Source organism: Bradyrhizobium sp. Ai1a-2 (genome assembly GCF_000426245.1).
Classification (GTDB): domain Bacteria; phylum Pseudomonadota; class Alphaproteobacteria; order Rhizobiales; family Xanthobacteraceae; genus Bradyrhizobium.
Genome location: NZ_AUEZ01000045.1, coordinates 54743 through 74267 on the forward strand (window position 1 = coordinate 54743; position 19525 = coordinate 74267).

The window sequence follows — 19525 nt, forward strand, 5'->3', positions numbered from 1 at the left end:
AATCGACGGAAACGCCGGGCTTGTGGCCCGACGTTTCTTCTTTGAAGTGCACATAATTCTGAGCTTCAGATTGGTCTCTCATCAGCAAGGGAGATCGAGAATGTCTACACCTCTTAAACCCCAACTCAGGATCGAAGATCCGGACAATGTTCTCTGGCCCATCATGGGCCTCTATACGGACTATCTCGCACGAGGTCGCTATTGCGCTGAGCGTCGCCGTCGATATACCGCCTCGGCTCTTCACTTCGGCGATTGGTTGCACAGCGAGGGCGCTGGACGGGGCGACATCGACGAGACTCGGATCAGCCGCTTTCTCGCCGACCACCTGACTACCTGCTTATGCGGACATCCAGTTCCGCGCGGCCTGATAGTCAACAGGGCGGCACTTAACAACCTGCTCCGCGTGCTGCGCGCGCACAACATTGTCGCGACTCCAGCACTCGACGCGATCGAAATGGAGCTTGTCCGATTCGACGACAAAATGAGCGACGTCTGGGGGCTGACGCAGGGTACACGAGATCATCGCCGCCGCATCATACGACGCCTGCTCCGGGAGCAGTTTGGCGCAGGACCCATCGAACTCGGCAGGCTCACGCCCAATGCTATTCGCGCCTTCGTGCTTGGCGACGCCGAATGGAGCACCAGCACCATCCGTGTTATGGCTGGCGCAGTCCGTTGCTACCTTCGTTATCGTGCACTGGTGGGCGATGACGTTGCTCATCTCGGCAAAGCAGTACCGCGCCCGGCGTTCTGGCGGGATACGGAGCTCCCGGAAGCTCTGTCGGCAGCGGATATCGAGCGACTGTTCTCGGCGTTCGACAGGCCATGTCCGTCGCGACGACGGGGCTATGCCATAGTGCGTTGTCTGGCCGATCTCGGTTTACGTTCAAGTGAGGTCATCCGGCTGACCCTTGATGACATCGACTGGAAGGAAGGTATCGTAAAGGTATCCGCGGGGAAGGCTCGACGGTCCGACATACTCCCGCTCTCGCCCGCGACCGGCGAAGCGCTCGTCGATTACATTCTCCATGAGCGGCCAGCGACCGCGCGGCGTGAGGTGTTCGTCCGTCATGTCGCTCCGCTCGGCGAGCCGGTGGGTAGACGCGTGGTGCAGAAGACGGTCCATGCTGCCTACGCTCGGCTCGGCTGGGACAGGAGCCGGGTTCACATCCTACGTCACACGCTCGCAAGCCGATTGGTCAACTCCGGCGTGTCAATGAAACAGATCGCTGACGTTTTGCGCCACCGCAGCATCGTCACCTCCGCAACCTACGCGCGGGTTGACATCGCTCGGCTATCGGCTGTCGCGCTGCCCTGGCCGGGAGCGATCGCATGAGCACTCCAGTCACAATGCTCGCGCGCGCCGAGGCATATCTTGCCGAACGCCGCCGGCTCGGGTTCAAATTGGACCGGTCGGGTAGCCTCACACGGGCCTTCGCCCGCTTTGCCGACGCAAGCGGCCATGAAGGTCCCCTGACATCTGCCATAGTGCTGCGCTGGGCGAAGGAGAAGGCGATGCATGCCGACCCCTTCACCTGGGCGCAGCGGCTTAACGTGCTCCGGCCGTTCGCGCGGTATCTGGCCGATGCCGAGCCAGCAACGGTGTTCCCGGAAGGCTCGCCCTTCGGGCGTGCGAAGCGCCGCCTGGCACCACACGTCTTCACACCTGCCGAGGTGGACGCGATCATCGCGGCCGCGCGGGCCCTTCCGACCGTATTTGGCGCCGGCCCGACCACGCTCCCGACGCTACTTGGTCTGCTTGCCGCGACGGGCCTCCGCATCTCTGAGGCGCTGAGACTCCGGTGCGGCGATCTCCACGATGCTGGAACTCACGTCACGGTGAAGCACTCCAAGTTCGAGAGGACACGCATAGTACCGTTGCACCCGACCACGACGGCGGCCTTGAGAGATTACCTCCGCAGGCGGGCGAGGTTCGGCTCGACCGACCATTCGGCACCGTTCTTCCTCGACGAGCGCAGTGGCAAGGCCCTTGGCTATCGGACTGCGCGTCAGGCATGGCTTCGCCTGGCCGCAGGCCTCGGTATGTTGCCCCGCGGCGGCCATTCCTCCATCCGTATCCACGATCTGCGGCACACCTTTATATGCCGCCGGCTGATGCTCTGGCAGGCCGACGGTGCGGAGATCGACAGCGCAATGCTGGCGCTCTCGACTTACGTCGGCCACGTCAATCTCGGCGACACCTACTGGTATTTGCAAGCAGTGCCCGAACTCATGGCGCTCGCGGGAAGCCGCTTCGAGGTGCTCGCGTCGCGGTTCGGGGAGGCTCACCATGAGTGATGTAACTCCTTCGTTCCCGATGCTCCTCCAGCGCTTCTTCGTCGATCATCTTCGCCAGCAGCGAGCTGTCAGCCCTAGCACAGTCGCGGCCTACCGCGACACGTTCAAGATGCTGCTCGCCTTCTCGCAGAAGGCGATCGGCAAAGCTCCGACCGATCTCGCCCTGACCGACCTGGACGCGACGCTGATCCTCGCCTTTCTCGACCACCTTGAGCGTGAGCGAAAGAACTGCGTGCGGAGCCGCAACGCGCGCCTGTCGGCGATCCGTTCCTTCCTGAAGTTCGCCGCCCACGAGGATCTGACTGCGCTTGCGGTCATCGAACGCAGCCTTGCCGTCCCGCAGAAGCGTCATGACAAGGCCGTGCTCGGCTTCCTGTCCCGACCCGAAATGGATGCGATCATCGCGGCGCCGGATTGCGCGACATGGGCCGGGCGGCGCGATCAAGCGCTGTTCACGCTCCTCTACAATACAGGCGCCAGAGTATCTGAAGCGATCAACCTGCGGGTCGATGACGTGGTGCTGGACGTCTCGCCAGTCGCACACCTCCATGGCAAGGGGAGAAAGCGACGAAGCGTTCCACTCTGGAAGGCGACCGCCGCGACGCTCCGACAGTGGCTTCGCCACCTGCCGGACACCGGCTCGCAGGGGTATCTGTTCCCGAGCAGCGCGGGCAGACGACTGTCACGTTCGAGCGTGACACAGCGGCTCGCGCAGGCGGTCGCGGAGGTAGTTTGCCAGCTTCCTGCCCTTGCCGAACGGGCGGTCTCGCCCCACACGATCCGCCACACGACTGCGATGCACCTGCTGCAGTCGGGCGTGGATATCACCGTTATCGCATTGTGGCTCGGCCACGAGCACCCAAGCACGACACACATCTACATGGAGGCGGACCTCGCCATGAAGGAGGCGGCATTGAGCCGGCTCCAACCGATCGCCACTGTGCCAGCACGGTATTGTCCACCGGACGAACTCATGGCCTTCCTGCAGTCACTGTGACTATGCGCAGCCCGATCCCGGGTCGGGCTGCGCTCTCACAGGCTTCCTCAATCCGAGCTGTCCATAATCTCGAACGGATCATAATCGTGAACGATCGCGTCCTGATCGCCGTCGTACTCGCTGGAGACCATCACGCCGAATTCGTTGTCAGCCTGGAAAAGAATGACCGGCACCATGAGCGTGCGGGCCAGATCGAAGGCGTGGTTCTGAGCGAGAGTGAGATTGTGCGACATTGAAGGCTCCCATCTTGCGGCGGGGACCATCCCCGCTCGATAGGCGCCGACGTGTTCGGGGGCGGCTGCGGTCACCTCGAGAGGCGAAGCCGAAGAGGTCGCACGCTTGCGTAGCGAACCCCTTGCGGGTTGATCGTGGAAGGCCGAACCAGAACCAAGGAAAGCCCATACGAGAGCGGGATTGGTCCTTCACCGGAAGCATGGTCTGCCAAAACGCACATATTTGGCCCCGCGGATAACCAAGCGGAGGCTGCTTTGCAAATTGTCCCATTCAACGCACTCAAGGTCGTCGGCAGCGCGCGCACGCATGGATCAACTCCCGGCCCGAGTTCGTTTGAAGCTGCTTCCGATCGGATCAGCAGGTGTTGTTGGTCGGGGATTCGGGCCGTTTGCGTCAGGGATGGCAGCCCGCAAGGGGGAAGACCCGCTTGCGGGGCTTCAGCGTAGCCAACAGCCCGGCCCGCAGGGCGACGCCCAGCCTGTTCCATGCGTCACGGGAGCAATCCCTGCCGAAGTGCGAGGGCTACGGCGTGAGGAAGGGTTAGTGCAGCGAGGTTTCGCCTGGCATTGTCCAGGTGATACTTCACCCCACGGGACGAAACTCCCAGAAGCTCCGCAATATCCTGCATCGTCTTGCCATCAGAGATCCACGCGAGACACTGCCGCTCGCGCTGAGTCAGCGGGCTCCCCTGCTGACCTTCCGGGGACATGCGTCCGATTCTGGCCGCGTTCACATGCGCATGATAGGTGAGACCTATCCTCTCCAACATGTCTTGCGAGGTCTCGATGAAACGATCGAGCCCGAGGCTGCGGTCGTCCACCGCCAACGTGAATGCTGCGAACTGGTTTTGGCTCGAGGGAATGCGAACTGTCAGACCGGTCCTGATTTTGAAGCTGAGCGCATCGTCAAACAGACGGCGTTCTTTCGCCGACTTTGCGCTTCGCGCTTCACGTCCATCCCACAGGAACATCCGCCTTGTGTTTCGCGGTTCCTGAAGAACGGGATCGATGTTGTGGTATCCTTCCCGAAAATAGTGGCTGGTCCAACTCTTCGGATAGGATGAGATCAGTTTGGGACCATTCGCGCGGTGGCCGTAATAGGCGAACCAGCGAAAGCCCAATGCATGCGCGGTTCGTTCCGCAACACGTCGAAAATCATCTTCCGTATGGGCAGAGTGAAGACAATCGACAAATTCATCGCACGCTCTTTTGACATTCTTCATCACACCCCTTTTAGAACTATTCTGGTTCCCAAACGCGACAGCCGCGCAACATTCGCGCGTTGCGTGTGGGGCGTGTATTGCGACGTTGCGGCAGCTTTGCGGCAAGAACAATTCCAAAACGCCCTGTCAGAACTGACAGCGCAATGCCGTGACCGCGCCTGCTCTCTTGATCTCGAAGCTGTGATTCGTAAGCGAGAGGTTAAGAATGAAGGTCATTGCGCGCACGCGTACAGCGCTCCTGCACGACTCTGAACTGACAGTGGGAATGCACCGTCTGCGGGGGCGCGTGTTCAAGGAGCGGCTTGACTGGGACGTCTCTATCGCGGACGGATTGGAGATTGATCAGTACGACGCACTCAAGCCGACTTATCTTTTGGTGGTCGAGCGGCGCGAGGTTGTCGGGTGTGTTCGCCTGCTGCCCACCGTGGGACGCAACATGCTGGCGGACACGTTCCCGGTGTTGCTGGATGGCCACGCGGCGCCCAGAGCAGCCAGGATCTGGGAGAGCTCGCGCTTTTGCGTGGATACCAAAAACGCCGCGGCGACAGTTGAGAATGGCCTGCGGGAAGCAACCTTCCTGCTTTTTGCGGCGATGATCGAATGGGGCCAGCAGTGCGGCCTGCAGGCCATCGCAACCGTCACTGATCTGCGCATGGAGCGCATCCTGCGCCGAGCGGGATGGCATCTCGATCGCCTCGGCACACCGCGTCAAATCGGAACCACCACGGCCGTCGCGGGACTGCTGCCAGTAACCGATGACGCCCTCGGGGCGATCCGGGCGGCCGGCAAGATTTTGAAGCCGGCAATTGATGTTCCGTCAGGCGCGGCGCTCGCGGCATAGCGCCGAGCGCCTAAGCTCCCTGACAATAGCGAAAGGCTTTATGCAATGGATCCAGCTGCTTTCGCAGCTCTGGTCGAACAGTGCGCCCCGATGCCGGACCTGGTGCGACCGCTGACAGCGATTGTGCGGCAGGCGAGCTCGTTCGAGCCGCTGCTCATCACAGTTCAGGCGCGCAACCCGGTTCCGATTCAGGCAAGTGACCGTGACGAAGCGATTCAGCTCGCGACTGAGGCCATCGCCACCGGCCAGCCGGTCCGGACCGGTCTCGCTCAGCTTGACGCCGAGGAAAACAAGCAAGCCGGATTGACGGTGACCACGACCTTCGACGCCTGCAAGCACATCGCGGGCCTTGGCAGATTGTTCGAAGTCCGATTGCAAGCAGCAAACGCGGACGCCTCGGGCCGCGGCCAGGCGATTGCCGACGTTGTCGCGAGTTTCGCGATTAAGGCTCCCGCCACACCGCCCGAAGCCCGTACGCGGCCGGCAGCCCCTCGCAGGTCTGACGTTTCCATCGGCGACACACTGCCGATCAACACGTCAGCTCCGTCCGCGAGGGAACGTCCGAACTGGGATGTCTATCGCTCGGGCCTTGGCACGTCAGCCTTCGTCTATGAACGATAAGAACCTCTTTCGTTTTGTCTCAACTCAACTCCGCGGTCCGGGTTGGTCCGGCTGCACTGCCAATCGGAGCCGTGTCATGACTTCTTCTCTTAAGCAATCCGCTGCCCTTCTTTGCATGGCAGCCGTCCTCAGCATCGCCTTGGTTGAGCCCGCTCTGGCGCAGACCGCGAACATCGAGGGCGTGCTGCAGAACATCGTCAACATGTTGACCGGCAACGTCGCGCGCCTGCTGGCGACGCTGGCGGTCATCATCGTCGGCATCGCCTGGATGTTCGGCTATCTCGATCTGCGCAAGGCCGCCTATGTCGTCCTCGGTGTCGCCATCACGTTCGGCGCCTCCGAGGTGGTCTCGACCTTGACCGGAGGTCGTTGATGATCGAGGCCGCGCGCCTCACTGAGGACACCCTGTTCCTCGCCTGCACGCGTCCGGCCATGATTGCCGGCGTCACCATGGAAGCCATGGCGCTCAATGTGATGTTTTCCTGCATCCTGTTCCTGGTGGCCGGGAGCATCATCTACGGTCTGGTCGCGATTCCGATCCATGGTCTTTGCCGCATCATCTGTCGGCATGACCCCAACATGTTCCGGATTCTGCTCGCCTGGATCGAAACCCGCGGACGCACGCGCAATGGATCATTCTGGGGCGGATCGTCCTGCACGCCGCTCAAGCTCGTTCGGCGATATCGAACACGAGACCTTGGCTATGCGTAACGCAGCGCTCAAAACCCGAGAGATCGGACCCGATGTCTACCTGCCGTTCGGCCGGCACGTCACCGATACCGTCATCAGTCTCACGACTCGGGCCCTGCTTACGGTGATCCGGCTCGACGGCGCCTCATTCGAGACCGCCGAGACGGCGGATCTGAACGACCTGCACGCAAAGCTGAACCTCACGCTGCGCAATGTTGCAGATCCGCGGCTGGCGCTGTGGACCCATCTGGTCCGGCGCCGGACGTCAGATTATCCGGACGGTGCATTCCGATCGACATTTGCCGCCTCCCTCGATGCGCAGTATCGCGACCGGCTTCGCGAGGCCGCGCTATTCCGCAATGATCTCTATCTGACGCTGGTTTGGCATCCCGGCCGCGCCCCCGCTGACGCTGCGGCCGCGTTCTTCAAACGGCTTGGCCGGAGCGCTGCGGCTTCCCTCGAGGTCGACAGCGACGGTTTGAAGCGGCTCAACGATGCCAGGCGCGATATGGTCGCGGCGTTGGAGCGTTACGGCGCCCATGCCCTCGGCTTGGTTGAGCGCAACGGCATCATCTTCTCGGACTCGATGGAGTTGCTCCACGCCGTCACCTCGGGCGAGTGGATGTCAATCCCATTGCCACAAGGGCCGATCGGCCCGGCGCTCTATTCCAACCGCGTCATCTTCGGCCGTGAAGCCATCGAAATCCGCAGCGCGGGTGGATCGCGCTTTGCGGGCATGTTTGGACTCAAGGAATATCCGGCGTCCACCAGGCCTGGCCTGTTAAACGCACTGCTTTCTGCGCCTTTCGAGGTTATCCTCACGCAATCCTTCGCGTTTTTGTCGAAGGCCGACGCCAAGACTGTCCTGACGCGCAAGCAGAACCAGCTGGTCTCGGCCCAGGATCCGGCGGCCTCGCAGGTCGATGAGCTCTCTGACGCGCTCGACGATCTCGAATCCAACAGGTTCGCGCTTGGAGACCATCATCTCTCGCTGCTGATCTACGCCGAGACGCCTTCGCAGTTGCAGGATCACATGAGCGTGGCGCGGCGCGCTCTGGCCGATGCGGGTGCCGTGGTGGCGCGCGAGGATCTCGGCCTAGAAGCGGCCTATTGGGCCCAGCTTCCCGGACTGTTCAAGTACCGAGCACGAACTGGGGCGATCACCTCGCGCAATTTCGCGGCATTTTCTCCGTTCCACACCTATCCGACCGGAAGACCTGCCGGCAACCATTGGGGACCTGCGGTTGCGATGCTCAAGACCGCATCCGGCTCGCCGTTCTACTTCTCGTTCCATCACGGCGACCTCGGCAACACCTTCATCTGCGGCCCCTCGGGATCCGGCAAGACCGTCGTACAGAACTTCCTGCTGTCGCAGGCCGAACGACTCGGCGCTACTTACGTCTTCTTCGACAAGGACCGCGGCGCCGAGATCTTCGTCCGCGCCGCCGGCGGCACCTATCTGACGCTGCACAACGGCATTGCGACCGGCTGTGCGCCACTCAAGGCGCTGGAGCTGACGCCGAACAATCTTTCCTTCCTGGGTGAACTTGTCCGCAAGCTCGTCACACCGGAGAACCGCCCGCTGACCGTGACCGAGGAGGAGCAGATCGATTCCGGATTGCGAGCGCTTGGTCACCTGCGGCAGGCGGAGCGCTCGTTCGGAGCGCTGCGGGCTTTTCTCGGCCAACAGGATCGCGAAGGAATCGGCGCCCGATTGGAGCGATGGTGCCGGGGTGCTCCTTTCGGCTGGGTGCTGGATGGCGAGCACGATGCGATCGGTCTCGATGCCCGGTTTATCGGCTTCGACATGACCGATCTGCTCGATCATCCCACCGTTCGCACGCCGCTGATGATGTACCTGTTCCATCGCGTGGAGCGCCTGATCGACGGCCGGCGCCTGATCATCGACATCGACGAGTTCTGGAAGGCGCTTGGCGACGAGGCGTTTCGGGATCTCGCCAACAACAAGCTGAAAACCATCCGCAAGCAGAACGGCGTCTTGGTGTTCGGCACTCAGTCGCCACGCGACGCGCTGGCTTCCCCGATCGCACACACCATCGTCGAGCAGTGCCCGACACAAATCTTCCTGCCGAACGCACGGGGAACACGCTCGGACTATGTCGACGGCTTCCATCTGACCGACACCGAATTCCGCCTGATCAAGGAGGAGCTCGCGCCCGAAAGCCGGCGGTTCCTGGTCAAGCAAGGCCACAACTCGGTCGTGGCGGAACTCGATCTCGGCGGTTTCGACGATGCACTCGCCGTGCTGTCCGGACGGACGGAAACCGTCGAACTGCTCGATCGCGTTCGAGCCGAGGTCGGCGATGATCCGGCCCAATGGCTGCCGGCATTTCACGCAGGACGGAGGACAATCCGATGACGGTTCGACGTATCCCGACGATACACACATCCGTCGCCGTCTTGGCACTCCTGATGGCGTCACCTGCAGGAGCGGAGATTGTGTTCGATCCCAGCGTCTACACGCGCCAATTCGAGCAACTGACAGAACTAAAGAAGCAGGTCGATACCCTGACGTCGCAGCTCAAGGTGGCGCAGGATCAATTGAATCAAGCCAGCAGCTCTATGACAGCTTCAACAAGCGGACCAATGCCAACGACATCGGCGCGCTCTTGAACACGCCGCAGTTCCGGAAAGTTCTGCCCCAACAGTTCTCCGACATCGAACGTCTCGTCGCGGGGCAGGGCGGGGGCAACTTCGCCGATGCGATGAACCATTATCTTTCGCAGAACCGCGCGTATGCAGGAAACAGCGGCAATTCGTATTACCAGAGCGAGCTCGACCGGATCGCGCGGCAGACTGGTGCCAAGCACTCCATGGGCCAGGCGGTCTACGACACGGCCTCGCAGCGTATCGATGCACTCGAAGAGCTGCGAACCCGCATCAGCACGGCGACCGACGTCAAGGAGACTCTCGATCTGTCGGCGCGGCTGCAGGCCGAACAGGCCCTGCTGCAGAACGATGTGCTCAGGATGCAGGGGCTGGCAATGATCCAGCAGGCTCGCACCGACATGGACGGGCAGCGGGAGCGCGAGAAACAACAGCAACTGATCGATGAAATGAGTGCGGCCCTCCAATGAAACTGAACACGTCCATTTTGGTACTCTCTCTCGCCGCTATTCTTACGGGCTGTAACGAGGTCGACAAGAGTCAGCGCACAAATACGGTCGGCTGGTATCTCGACCATCGGCACGAGCTTGCAGCGGTTCTCAATACCTGCGGCGACAATCCTGGAGAGTTCGCGAAGACGCCGAACTGCATCAATGCGAACGAGGCCCGCAACAAGATTACCGTCCAAGAGATGGAAGACGCCCTGAAGTAAGGATCGCCGCGATGGCCATAAACGTCTTTGACAGCTTCCTGAAGGAATTTGAGCAGCCGATCACGACATTCGTGTCGACTTCGGCATCGAATCTTGCCTCTTACATTGATGGTCCCCTCCGTACCGCCGTGATGCTCTATGTCATCCTCTACGGCTTTGCGGTGATGCGGGGCGCAATCTCCGAGCCAATCATGGAGTTTGCCTGGCGGGCAATGCGGATCGTGGTCGTGGTGTTGCTCGCGACCAATTCAAGCGCGTTCCAACAACACGTAACGAGCCTGTTCTTTGATTCCTTGCCGAAGGAGATCGGCAATGCATTGGCGGGGGCCGGACTGAACACCAATTCCGGAGCTCCCTTCGATCAGCTTCTGACCAAAGGAATTGACGTCGCTAATAGGATCTACAAACAGGCCGGACTGACCAACATCGCACCAGCGCTGGTTGCCGCCATTCTCCTGGTCTTTGTGGCGGTTGGCTCCTTCTTGCAGTTTGCCATCCTGCTCTACGCCAAGGTTGGTCTGGGCGTCGTGATCGCGCTCGGCCCGATCTTCATTGCACTTGGATTATTTGAGGCCACGCGGCCGTTTACGGAAGCCTGGCTTCGGCAGGTCGCGAACTTCGTGATCCTGCTGGTGCTGGTGGTCGCGCTCGTCGGGTTGATGTTAACGACCGTCAGCGGCTTCATCGACAGGTTCGCGGCAAACGCCGGCACGGCCGGGGAGATGGTGGTGGCCGCAGTCGCCATTAGCGCGGTGCTCGGTCTGTCCGGATATATCGCGCTTCAACTTCCGATCATCGCAGGCGGTCTCGCCGGGGGTGGCGCTTCGCTGGCAAGCCGGCTGGTCACAAGCCCAATGATTGCGAACGCCACGGCCGCCGCCGGCGGCGCCTATGCCGGCGCCCGCTGGTCAGCCGGCCAGGGTCTCGCCGCACTAAGAGCGAGCCGGCAGGGCGGCAGCATGCGGCGCACCCGATCATCGGGAACCACAGCGGCATAGGCCATCATCGCCGGCAACAGGCGAAAAAGACAAACAGGGGCATCAGAACGATGTGGCGTCGACTATTCATCATCTGCGTCATCGCATTTCAGCTTGGCGGCTGCGCGATCTGGTCAAAGGGACCACCCTCATGTGATGGCCAAGCTCGCCGACCGCTCAATCGTTCGTTATGGGATTGGGAAACCAATACGCCGTTGGCGACGCCCGAGCCACCACCTCCGCCATCCGCGCCAGCACCAGTCATCCGTAAAGGCGAGACCGGCCCGGCGGCACCCTCCACGCAACTCGCTGCATCAGGCCACCAGGACACCATTGCAGCCTCTTATCGCGCTTGCGGCAAGGAGGCATGAGATGGTCGGGCACGATGAGTTGAAGGCCTATTTCGACAATGCGCGGCGGTGGGAACAGGATCTGCTGCTGTCGGCGCATCGCTCGCGGCGAACGGCATGGGTGATTGCCGGGGTTGCCTGCGCATTGGCGATCGCCTCTCTCAGCGCGGTCGCAGCCCTTGCGCCGCTCAAAACGGTCGAGCCGTTCGTGATCAGGGTCGATAATGCCACGGGCATTGTAGACACCGTCTCCGCGCTCGCTTCAACGCCGGCGCGCTATGATGAAGCCGTCACCAAGTAGTTTCTCGGGCGCTACGTTCGCGCACGTGAAGGTTACAGCTATCCGGAAGCCGAAACCAACTTTCGGACGATTTCGCTCCTTTCGGGTCAGGGCGAACAAGCCCGGTTCGCGGCCTGGTATCGCGGCTCCAATCCCGAAAGCCCGCAAGTCGTTCAGGGCCGTTTCGGGGTCGCCACCGTGCGGATCAAGGCGATCTCGCTCCTGGCCGACAATGTCGCCTCGGTGCGCTTCATGAAGGAGAGCCGCAAGGGCGAGGAGACGCGCGTGACCCATTGGGTCTCGACCCTGACGTTTACCTATGCCAACGCGCCGATGTCCTCCGCCGACCGTCTCATCAATCCCCTCGGCTTTCTGGTCTCGGAATATCGCGCCGATCCGGAGGTCGTGCCATGAAAACTTACGCTCTCTTGATGACCCTCGCCTTGGGGTTCGCTGGGCCGGCGTTGGCGCTGCAACAGCCGTCGCCAGGTCAACACGATGCCCGCGTGCGCACGGTGACCTACGATCCAACCAACGTGGTCCGGGTCAACGGCGTGATTCGGGCATCGACCCAGGTTCTGTTCGCCGATGATGAGGAAGTCGCGCATGTCGCGATCGGTGACGCGGTCGCATGGGAGGTCGCGCCGGCAGGCTCGATCCTGTTCCTCAAGCCGCGGGAAAAACATCCGCCCACCAATTTGCAGGTCGTCACAACTCGCCCCGACGGCCGCAAGCGCTCGTATCAGTTCGAGTTGTCGATCGCCGAGACGACGCTTGCGGACAGCTACTTCGTCGTCCGCTTCGCCTATCCCGGCGACGAGATCGAACGCCGGCGCGCGGAGGCGGTCGCCCGCGGCGCCGAGCGGGAAGGCGCACTGATCGACCAGACCTTCGACCTGCATCATGCCTATGGCGCCCGCAACTGGCGCTTTTCAGCGCAGGGTTCGATCGACCTCGAGCCCGAAGCCGTTTTCGACGACGGCAAGGAGACCACGTTCCGCTTCGCGGGCAACCGCGAAATCCCGGCGATCTACCTGATCAACTCCGACGGTTCGGAAAGCCTCGTGCCCAAGGACGTCCGCGGCGAGCTCGTGGTCGTTCATGCCACGGCCCGGGAGTTTCGCTTACGCAAGGGGAACACCGTGCTCTGCATTTTCAACGAAGCGTTTGACCCGGTGGGGATTAACCCAGGAACCAATACCACAAGCCCATCGATCGAGCGGCGGGCGAAGACATCACGTCCAACCCCAAGGCCACGATAGGCGAACGCGACATGACCGAACATCACGATGAGACGATCGCCGGCGATCGCGGCATTACGCCTGTGGGAGGAGGAGACAACGCTCGCGCGGCGATGCTCAAACGCGGCTTCGGCGCACTGGCGCTCACCGCATTCGCCGCTCTGATCATCTGGGGGACCTGGAAAGGCGATAAGCCGGTCAGCGATTCCGCCCGCAAGCTGATGATCCGCCAGGCGGCAGCGTTCGAGCCGGTCCCGGAGCTACCTCCCGCATCGACCACCACAGCCTCAATTGGAACCACGCCAATTACAGCCACGCCAGCGGCTCCCGCGCCAGCCTCCGACCAGCTCCTGGAGAGCGGGCGGCGCGCGCCAGTGCTCGCCTATAACAGGCCAAATTCCGCGGGCCGCGCGGCCCACGACAGCGTGACGGGAAGCGTCGTCACCGACCCCTATGGGTTTGGCCGGGGCGAGCCGCGCAACGACCTCGCCGACAAGCTGAAACCGACCCCGATCGAGGGCGTGCGCGCAGCGCGGCTTCCGAACCGCAATCTGCTCATTGCCCAAGGCACCTCAATCCCCTGCGTGCTGGAGACGGCGATGTCCTCGGACGTGGCCGGGTTCGTCTCCTGCGTCGTGGTGCGCGACGTGATGTCGGACTCCGGCAACGTGGTGCTGATGGAAAAAGGCACGCAGGTGGTCGGTGAATATCGCGGCAACGTGCGGCGCGGTTCAAAGCGCCTGTTCGTGCTGTGGACCCGCGCCAAAACCCCGACCGGCGTGATTGCGGCACTGTCCTCGCCAGCCACCGATGCGCTGGGGCGTGCCGGCTTCGACGGCGACATCGACACCCACTTCTTTGAACGGTTCGGCTCGGCGCTGTTGCTGTCGATCGTCAGCGACGCCTCCTCGATCGGACGTCAGCAGCTGCAGGACGGCTCGATTCAGATCAACAACACCACCGGCGAAACCAACACCGCCGCCGGTATCGCTGTTGAGCAGTCGATCAACATTCCGCCGACGCTCAACAAGAACCAAGGCGAGCTGGTCAACATCTTTGTCGCCCGCGACGTCGATTTCTCCTCGGTCTATCAGCTGAGGCGGGTTGAGACCCGCACGCAAATATTGGACCGCACCATCCCTGGGGCCTCGCGGCCCCGGCCGTGGTGACAAAGTGAGCACCATACACGCCCTCGAATGCGATGGCAGCCGGCTCGTGCTGGCGCGCTATCTCGAGCCGTTGGCTCCGTTTCTGGCAGACAAATCCCTGACCGAAATCGTCGTCAACCGCCCCGGCGAGATTTTCGTGGAAGGTCCCGGCGGCTGGACCCGGCACGAAGCGCCAACCCTGACACATGCCTATCTTTCCCACCTCGCGACGGCAGCCGCCGGCCACACCCGGCAGGACATCGGGCCGGAACATCCGGTGGTCTCGACCACCCTGATCGGCGAGGAACGCTGCCAGATCGTGGTCCCGCCGGCGGTGCCAGCCGGCACGGTCAGTCTCACCATCCGGAAGCCGTCGGCACTGACGATGACACTGGACGCCTTTGAGCGGACAAAACTGTTCGATGAGATCCGTATCGCCAATGACCAACTCACGGCCGACGAGGACCGGCTTCTCGCCCTGAAAGAGGCCGGCGCCTGGCGCGACTTCCTCCAGCTGGCCGTATCAACGCGCCGCAACATCATCATTTCCGGGGCAACTGGCTCGGGAAAGACGACGTTATCCAAGGCGTTGATCGCGGCGATCCCGGCACAAGAGCGGCTTATTACCATCGAGGACACGGCCGAGCTTGTGATCCCTCATCAGAATTCCGTGCGGCTGCTCTACGCCAAGGACGGGCAAGGCGTTGCCAAAATTGGACCGCGCGAACTTCTGGAGTCCTGCCTACGGATGCGGCCGGATCGCATCCTGCTGCAGGAGCTGCGCGACGGGACGGCGTTCTTCTATCTGAGGAACGTGAACTCGGGCCATCCTGGCTCGATCACGACGGTTCACGCCGACAGCGCCCGGCTCGCTTTTGAGCAGCTGACGTTGTTGGTCAAGGAAAGCGCTGAAGGTCGCGACCTCCATCGCGACGACATCCGCGCGCTGCTGCTGCTGCTCGTCGACGTCGTCCTCCAGATGCAGAAGCGGGACGGCCGCTACCGCATTTCGGAAGTTTACTATGACCCCGTTCGCAAACGCGACCACATCAGTTAGGGCCGCGCAGGGCCTCGCGGTCGCGCTGGCGGCCTGCGCGCTGTTCCTGCTGGTCGCCTCAAACGTGCTGCTGCTAGGGCTCCGGCTTCACGATGGCGGCCTGCACTGGTCGGAGATCGCCACAGGCTGGCCCCGTTACGGCACCGACCTGCACTTCGACCGCTGGCTGACCCTATCGACACTCGCTGGCGTGGTTACCGTCTTTGGCTTGCTCGGTGCACTCTTCCGGCACCGTCCTCTCCCGCTTCACGGCCGCGCGCGTTTCGCGTCCGAGCGCGAGATCAAGGCCGCTGGCCTGCGATCCAAGGAAGGCGTGCTACTCGGCCGCAAGGACGGTGCACTGCTCTGCTTCGGCGGGTCGGAACACGTCCTGGTCTACGCTCCGACCAGGGCCGGGAAGGGCGTCGGCTATGTCATTCCGAACCTGCTCAATTGGCCGGATTCAGTCGTCGTTCTGGATGTGAAGAAGGAAAACTGGGATCGCTCTGCAGGATTTCGGGCAGCCCACGGGCAGGAGGTCTATTTGTTCGACCCGCTCGAGGAGAACGGTCGCACCGCGCGCTACAATCCTCTCGGTTATGTCCGCAGCGATCCGGCGGATCTTTACGACGATCTGCAGCGCATTGCCGTGATGCTGTTTCCGGCCGAAAGCCGCGGCGATCCGTTCTGGTTCGAGGCGGCACGTTCGGCCTTTGTGGCGATTGGCGGCTATGTCGCGGAAACGCCGGGTCTTCCATTGACGATCGGCGAAATCCTGCACCAGCTGTCCGTGGCCAGTGACCTGAAGGCACATTTTGAGAAACTCATCGCCGCTCGCAAGTCTGGCCCTTCGCCACTGTCGCGACACTGCACCACAGCATTGAACGACTTTCTCGCCGCTTCGGAAAACACCATGAACTCGGTGCGCAAGACGGTTACGGCGAGGCTCGGTCTCTGGCTCAACCCTCGCATCGATGCCGCCACGTCGACCAACGATTTCGATTTGCGTCAGCTACGGCAAAAGCCGATGTCGATCTATCTCGGCGTAACCCCGGATAATCTTGACCGCATGGCCCCGCTACTGAATCTGTTTTTTCAGCAGGTGGTCGATCTCAACACCCGCGAGCTGCCGGAACAAAATCCCAAACTCAATCGCAAGGTGCTGCTGTTGCTCGATGAATTTCCGGCGTTGGGCAATGTCAATGTGCTGGCGAAATCTGTGGCGTTTATCGCCGGTTACGGCATCCGCCTCCTGACCGTGATCCAGGGTCCCGCGCAGCTACGCGCCATCTACGGGACCGATGCCGCTCGCAACTTCATGACCAACCATGCTGTCGAGGTGGTATTCGCGCCGAAAGAACAAGATGTCGCAAATGAGCTCTCCGAGCGCATCGGCTACGATACGGTCAAAGCGCGCAGCCGAAGCGGACCGAAAGGGCTGGCAATGCGGTCGACCAGCGAGACCGTCTCCGAACATCGGCGCGCTCTGATGTTGCCACAGGAGCTGAAGCTTCTTCCAAGATCCAAGGCCTTCATCCTGGGCACCGGCCTTCCGCCGGTCATCGCTGATAAGATCGTCTACTACGAAGACAAGGCGTTCCTGTCCCGCCTGCTGCCGGCGCCTGTCCCGAAGCTGCCGAGGGACCGCTCGACCGCGCTGCTTGACGCCGAGATCAAGGAGCTGCGCTCGGAGGTCGCCGAGCTCCGGGCGGTATTCCGGTCGCGGCCGATGACCGATGAGGAGGTGGCCGATCCCTCCACAATTCCAGCCAATGCCAGTTTTGATTTCGGTGACGTGGAGGTCGATCTCGAAGGGCTATCTGAGGACGCCATGAAAGCCTGGACCCTGAATTACATCGACGCCCAAGCCATCCCGCCGGCGCGACGGCCGAGCCGCAAGCAGTATGGACGACAGCATGAACGCCATGCGTGACGACAGCGAGGACTTCAGCCTCAAACGGCAGGATCGCACAGGCCGCGAGCCCGGCCCCGACAAGCCGAGTGAGGATTCGACATCGAAGTCAGCTCCTACCGACAAGTCACCCTCCGCGACGGTCGATGACAAGGCGCTACCCGACCGTATCCGCCGCAAATATTACGTGGTGACTAGCGAGACTGGAAAGCACGGACCCGATGCGGAGGCCCGCCTCTACGCCGATGAGCGCGGAGAGTACCTCGCCTTTAAGGTTACCGGAGATCGTCTGATCACGCGCTTGGCCGCGGCCGAGGTGATCCGCGATATGGTCGCCGTGGCGCAACATCGGCAATGGGAGTCGATCCAGGTCCACGGCTCGGTGGAATTTCGGCGCGAGGCCTGGCTTGAGGCCGGCGCCCGCGGCATCGAAGTCCAGGGCTATCGGCCGACGGATCTCGATCGACAGGCACTCTCGGACCGGCAGGAAACCTGGAACCGGACACATCCCCGCGCACACGAGGCCGAGGGTCGTCCGGTTGCTTCGGACAGAAACGAGCGCGCGGAAAGACCTGATTACGACAAAGGGATCGCCGGCCGCTTGATCGAGGTCAGCCGAGCACCCTATCGCAATCGGAACGACGCCGAGTCATCCCCCTACCTAGCTATCGAGCTTGCTAACGGCCGCCGGCATCAAGTGTGGGGCATGGGTCTCGAAAAGCCGACCGCCGACAGCAATGCGCAGCCGGGCGATCGCGTTCACGTGCGTCGGGACGGCGTCGAGCAGGTCACAAAAGAAATCAAGGTAACTGATGCCGCGAACGGACGGACGCGCACCGAACGCCGACAGGTGCCGCGCAACCGTTGGCGGGTGACGGCAGAGAAGTTTCGCTCCATAGATCGGGACGCGGCGGCGCGTGATCCTGATCTGGTCGCGGCGCAGTCCCAAATGGTGCTGATCGAAAAGGCACTGGAACGAGTCTTTCCCAATGATGAAGCCGCGCGTCACACCATGATGGAGGCGGCGAGGGGACGGATTGCGCTGCATCTCGAGCAAGGACACTCGTTCGGCCGAGCCACTGTCATCGAACCAGTTCAGGACCGTCATCGATTGGAAGGCGACAGGGCCCAGGCTCGCCAGATTCGGACTAACGAGCGCATAAGAATTCAGCAACGAGAACGATGATCGTGGAGTTCGACCTGCGAAGGCGGCGCTGAACGTCACGCTGGATAAGACCGGTGCGAACCACGCCAAAGGCATTTGCGTAGATGATGCGGACGGCTGGTTGCGCGCAGTCAAAGTCGTAGAGCGCGCAAACGCTGCGCGCGCTGCTCGCCGAGTGCAAGGCGATGCTGGCCAAAGTGCTGGACACGGAGAATAAGATGCGTGGCCTGTTGCGACCGTTCGGCCTGTAGCTCGGCGGGATTTCGGTCGGGCTTTTTTGACGCACGGATGCGCGATATTATGGCCGAGGAAGACAACACTGGGGCCATAGTCACGCCCTCGACGCTCGGGTTGCAATGCGGCTGCCATTGGCAATTGCAGCGCCTGCCTCTGGTGACGGCGCGCGGCACATTATTGAGTCAGCGCACTTGTGGAGTCGACGTTCCGCGCGACCCTCGACGAACGGCGGTCGTCGATCTTGCCTGATGGCTCGCTCTCCCGCTGCAGCAGGACGAATGGCCGGCGATATGCGAAACGACGGCGATCGGCTTGCGCCGTTCTCATGGGAAGGGCACGACGGGAATGATCCGTCCCGTGGTCTTGGATGGGCTATGATCGGTACTGCGGGCACGCTCGTCGGCCATCCACAATGGCGATGATTCAGACTTCGTTTGCGAACACGGCTGAGTTCTTCAACAGCCTGCTCTCAGTTTTGCTGTCAAGGGACTCGATCAAGCGCAGATTCCGGCTGATCGCCCGGACGCTGGACTTCGAAGGCGCCCGGGGTAGGAGGCAGGGCCAAAGACGAGGGTTGATCGTAAGCGCGCATTTTGCTGCACAGGCTGCGCGCGCGGCTGGCCGCGGTGTCGCGTGACGCCGGGCCGCAGCGGGATCATCGGAACGGCTTGATTGATCCTGAGCGTTCGACCGTCAGCCGCTGTCGTTGTCAGCTGGCAGGTTTTTTTGAGCGGTGCAGTTGAACGGCAACAGATCTTCGATATCGGCGTCTGGCGCGCGCTGGGGCAATTCGGTGAGCGCGTGACGTAGCCATGCATAGGGATCGACGCCGCCTGCCCGGCATGTCAGCACCAAACTGTAGATCACGGCGCTTGCCTTGGCGCCGGCAACGGTGTCGCTGAACAGCCAACTTTTTCGTCCGGTGCAAAACGGCCT

General features: G+C 62.0%; 20 protein-coding genes and 1 pseudogene. 18 read left to right on the forward strand and 3 right to left on the reverse strand.

All coding sequences use genetic code 11. From position 1 onward, the window contains the following. Positions 1 to 100: 100 nt before the first annotated feature. Genes K288_RS0125880 through K288_RS0125890 form a run of 3 tightly spaced genes read left to right on the forward strand, consistent with a single transcriptional unit; the run spans position 101 to position 3295 of the window. Positions 101 to 1336: a tyrosine-type recombinase/integrase gene (locus tag K288_RS0125880; RefSeq protein ID WP_027582181.1), complete on the forward strand. Its 1236-nt coding sequence runs from the start codon at positions 101 to 103 to the stop codon at positions 1334 to 1336. Next, a complete protein-coding gene (locus K288_RS0125885; RefSeq protein ID WP_043160698.1) occupies positions 1333 to 2298 on the forward strand; it encodes a tyrosine-type recombinase/integrase in 966 nt (321 codons plus the stop codon). The genes K288_RS0125880 and K288_RS0125885 overlap by 4 nt, the downstream gene beginning before the upstream one ends. Further along, positions 2291 to 3295 (forward strand): tyrosine-type recombinase/integrase, encoded by a 1005-nt coding sequence (locus tag K288_RS0125890; protein ID WP_027582183.1) that lies wholly within the window; start codon positions 2291 to 2293, stop codon positions 3293 to 3295. Before K288_RS0125885 ends, K288_RS0125890 begins: the two co-directional genes overlap by 8 nt. Positions 3296 to 3342: 47 nt before the next feature. Here K288_RS0125890 and K288_RS0125895 read toward each other — a convergent pair whose 3' ends face one another. Together K288_RS0125895 and K288_RS0125900 are read right to left on the reverse strand one after the other, a co-directional pair. Then, positions 3343 to 3528, reverse strand: a complete 186-nt coding sequence (locus K288_RS0125895) for a hypothetical protein (RefSeq protein ID WP_027582184.1) — start codon at positions 3526 to 3528, stop codon at positions 3343 to 3345. Between the two features lie 491 nt (positions 3529 to 4019). Further along, positions 4020 to 4751, reverse strand: coding sequence for an autoinducer binding domain-containing protein (locus tag K288_RS0125900; RefSeq protein ID WP_027582185.1), 732 nt, complete (start codon positions 4749 to 4751; stop codon positions 4020 to 4022). A gap of 205 nt (positions 4752 to 4956) precedes the next feature. Here K288_RS0125900 and K288_RS0125905 point away from each other — a divergent pair, with 205 nt between their 5' ends. The 15 genes and pseudogenes from K288_RS0125905 (at position 4957) to K288_RS0125970 (ending at position 18373) form a co-directional block, all read left to right on the forward strand. After that, positions 4957 to 5592, forward strand: coding sequence for an acyl-homoserine-lactone synthase (locus tag K288_RS0125905; protein WP_043160699.1), 636 nt, complete (start codon positions 4957 to 4959; stop codon positions 5590 to 5592). Between the two features lie 45 nt (positions 5593 to 5637). Further along, positions 5638 to 6213 (forward strand): hypothetical protein, encoded by a 576-nt coding sequence (locus K288_RS0125910; RefSeq protein ID WP_027582187.1) that lies wholly within the window; start codon positions 5638 to 5640, stop codon positions 6211 to 6213. Positions 6214 to 6289: 76 nt separating this feature from the next. Beyond that, on the forward strand, positions 6290 to 6586 hold the full coding sequence (locus K288_RS0125915) for a TrbC/VirB2 family protein (protein WP_027582188.1): 297 nt from the start codon (positions 6290 to 6292) through the stop codon (positions 6584 to 6586). Then, positions 6586 to 6924 (forward strand): type IV secretion system protein VirB3, encoded by a 339-nt coding sequence (locus K288_RS0125920; RefSeq protein WP_027582189.1) that lies wholly within the window; start codon positions 6586 to 6588, stop codon positions 6922 to 6924. The genes K288_RS0125915 and K288_RS0125920 overlap by 1 nt, the downstream gene beginning before the upstream one ends. Beyond that, entirely contained in the window at positions 6917 to 9283 is a 2367-nt protein-coding gene (locus K288_RS0125925) for a VirB4 family type IV secretion/conjugal transfer ATPase (protein WP_027582190.1), read from the forward strand. Before K288_RS0125920 ends, K288_RS0125925 begins: the two co-directional genes overlap by 8 nt. Next, on the forward strand, positions 9280 to 9537 hold the full coding sequence (locus tag K288_RS54890; protein ID WP_244443256.1) for a type IV secretion system protein: 258 nt from the start codon (positions 9280 to 9282) through the stop codon (positions 9535 to 9537). The genes K288_RS0125925 and K288_RS54890 overlap by 4 nt, the downstream gene beginning before the upstream one ends. Further along, positions 9522 to 10001, forward strand: a complete 480-nt coding sequence (locus K288_RS46575) for a type IV secretion system protein (protein WP_244443255.1) — start codon at positions 9522 to 9524, stop codon at positions 9999 to 10001. The genes K288_RS54890 and K288_RS46575 overlap by 16 nt, the downstream gene beginning before the upstream one ends. Then, on the forward strand, positions 9998 to 10243 hold the full coding sequence (locus K288_RS0125935) for an EexN family lipoprotein (RefSeq protein ID WP_027582191.1): 246 nt from the start codon (positions 9998 to 10000) through the stop codon (positions 10241 to 10243). The genes K288_RS46575 and K288_RS0125935 overlap by 4 nt, the downstream gene beginning before the upstream one ends. Before the next feature lie 11 nt (positions 10244 to 10254). Continuing rightward, positions 10255 to 11241 (forward strand): type IV secretion system protein, encoded by a 987-nt coding sequence (locus K288_RS0125940; protein ID WP_027582192.1) that lies wholly within the window; start codon positions 10255 to 10257, stop codon positions 11239 to 11241. A gap of 351 nt (positions 11242 to 11592) precedes the next feature. Beyond that, positions 11593 to 12264, forward strand: a pseudogene (locus K288_RS46580) (virB8 family protein). Further along, complete coding sequence (virB9, locus tag K288_RS0125950; protein WP_027582193.1) at positions 12261 to 13112, forward strand: P-type conjugative transfer protein VirB9; 852 nt, start codon at positions 12261 to 12263, stop codon at positions 13110 to 13112. The pseudogene K288_RS46580 and the gene virB9 overlap by 4 nt, the downstream one beginning before the upstream one ends. 11 nt (positions 13113 to 13123) lie before the next feature. After that, a complete protein-coding gene (virB10, locus tag K288_RS0125955) occupies positions 13124 to 14260 on the forward strand; it encodes a type IV secretion system protein VirB10 (RefSeq protein WP_027582194.1) in 1137 nt (378 codons plus the stop codon). A 4-nt stretch (positions 14261 to 14264) separates the two neighbouring features. Further along, positions 14265 to 15296: a P-type DNA transfer ATPase VirB11 gene (gene virB11 / locus K288_RS0125960; RefSeq protein WP_051334726.1), complete on the forward strand. Its 1032-nt coding sequence runs from the start codon at positions 14265 to 14267 to the stop codon at positions 15294 to 15296. Further along, positions 15262 to 17208 carry a type IV secretory system conjugative DNA transfer family protein gene (locus K288_RS0125965; protein ID WP_027582196.1) on the forward strand — a complete coding sequence of 649 codons (1947 nt, stop codon included), beginning with the start codon at positions 15262 to 15264 and terminating at the stop codon, positions 17206 to 17208. Before virB11 ends, K288_RS0125965 begins: the two co-directional genes overlap by 35 nt. Then, positions 17192 to 18373, forward strand: a complete 1182-nt coding sequence (locus tag K288_RS0125970; RefSeq protein ID WP_027582197.1) for an LPD7 domain-containing protein — start codon at positions 17192 to 17194, stop codon at positions 18371 to 18373. The genes K288_RS0125965 and K288_RS0125970 overlap by 17 nt, the downstream gene beginning before the upstream one ends. 909 nt (positions 18374 to 19282) lie before the next feature. Here K288_RS0125970 and K288_RS0125985 read toward each other — a convergent pair. Continuing rightward, positions 19283 to 19525, reverse strand: a 243-nt coding sequence (locus K288_RS0125985; protein WP_027582199.1) for a transposase domain-containing protein, incomplete at its 5' end; no start/stop codon positions are given.

Coding starts and splice junctions, on each gene's coding strand:
- K288_RS0125915 (WP_027582188.1), top strand. CDS start 6,290: ATGACTTCTTCTCTTAAGCAATCCGCTGCCCTTCTTTGCATGGCAGCC.
- K288_RS54890 (WP_244443256.1), top strand. CDS start 9,280: ATGACGGTTCGACGTATCCCGACGATACACACATCCGTCGCCGTCTTG.
- K288_RS0125925 (WP_027582190.1), top strand. CDS start 6,917: ATGCGTAACGCAGCGCTCAAAACCCGAGAGATCGGACCCGATGTCTAC.
- K288_RS0125895 (WP_027582184.1), bottom strand. CDS start 3,528: ATGTCGCACAATCTCACTCTCGCTCAGAACCACGCCTTCGATCTGGCC.
- virB10 (WP_027582194.1), top strand. CDS start 13,124: ATGACCGAACATCACGATGAGACGATCGCCGGCGATCGCGGCATTACG.
- K288_RS0125905 (WP_043160699.1), top strand. CDS start 4,957: ATGAAGGTCATTGCGCGCACGCGTACAGCGCTCCTGCACGACTCTGAA.
- K288_RS0125970 (WP_027582197.1), top strand. CDS start 17,192: ATGAACGCCATGCGTGACGACAGCGAGGACTTCAGCCTCAAACGGCAG.
- K288_RS0125910 (WP_027582187.1), top strand. CDS start 5,638: ATGGATCCAGCTGCTTTCGCAGCTCTGGTCGAACAGTGCGCCCCGATG.
- K288_RS0125885 (WP_043160698.1), top strand. CDS start 1,333: ATGAGCACTCCAGTCACAATGCTCGCGCGCGCCGAGGCATATCTTGCC.
- K288_RS0125900 (WP_027582185.1), bottom strand. CDS start 4,751: ATGAAGAATGTCAAAAGAGCGTGCGATGAATTTGTCGATTGTCTTCAC.
- K288_RS0125940 (WP_027582192.1), top strand. CDS start 10,255: ATGGCCATAAACGTCTTTGACAGCTTCCTGAAGGAATTTGAGCAGCCG.
- virB9 (WP_027582193.1), top strand. CDS start 12,261: ATGAAAACTTACGCTCTCTTGATGACCCTCGCCTTGGGGTTCGCTGGG.
- K288_RS0125935 (WP_027582191.1), top strand. CDS start 9,998: ATGAAACTGAACACGTCCATTTTGGTACTCTCTCTCGCCGCTATTCTT.
- K288_RS0125920 (WP_027582189.1), top strand. CDS start 6,586: ATGATCGAGGCCGCGCGCCTCACTGAGGACACCCTGTTCCTCGCCTGC.
- K288_RS0125890 (WP_027582183.1), top strand. CDS start 2,291: ATGAGTGATGTAACTCCTTCGTTCCCGATGCTCCTCCAGCGCTTCTTC.
- K288_RS0125880 (WP_027582181.1), top strand. CDS start 101: ATGTCTACACCTCTTAAACCCCAACTCAGGATCGAAGATCCGGACAAT.
- K288_RS0125965 (WP_027582196.1), top strand. CDS start 15,262: ATGACCCCGTTCGCAAACGCGACCACATCAGTTAGGGCCGCGCAGGGC.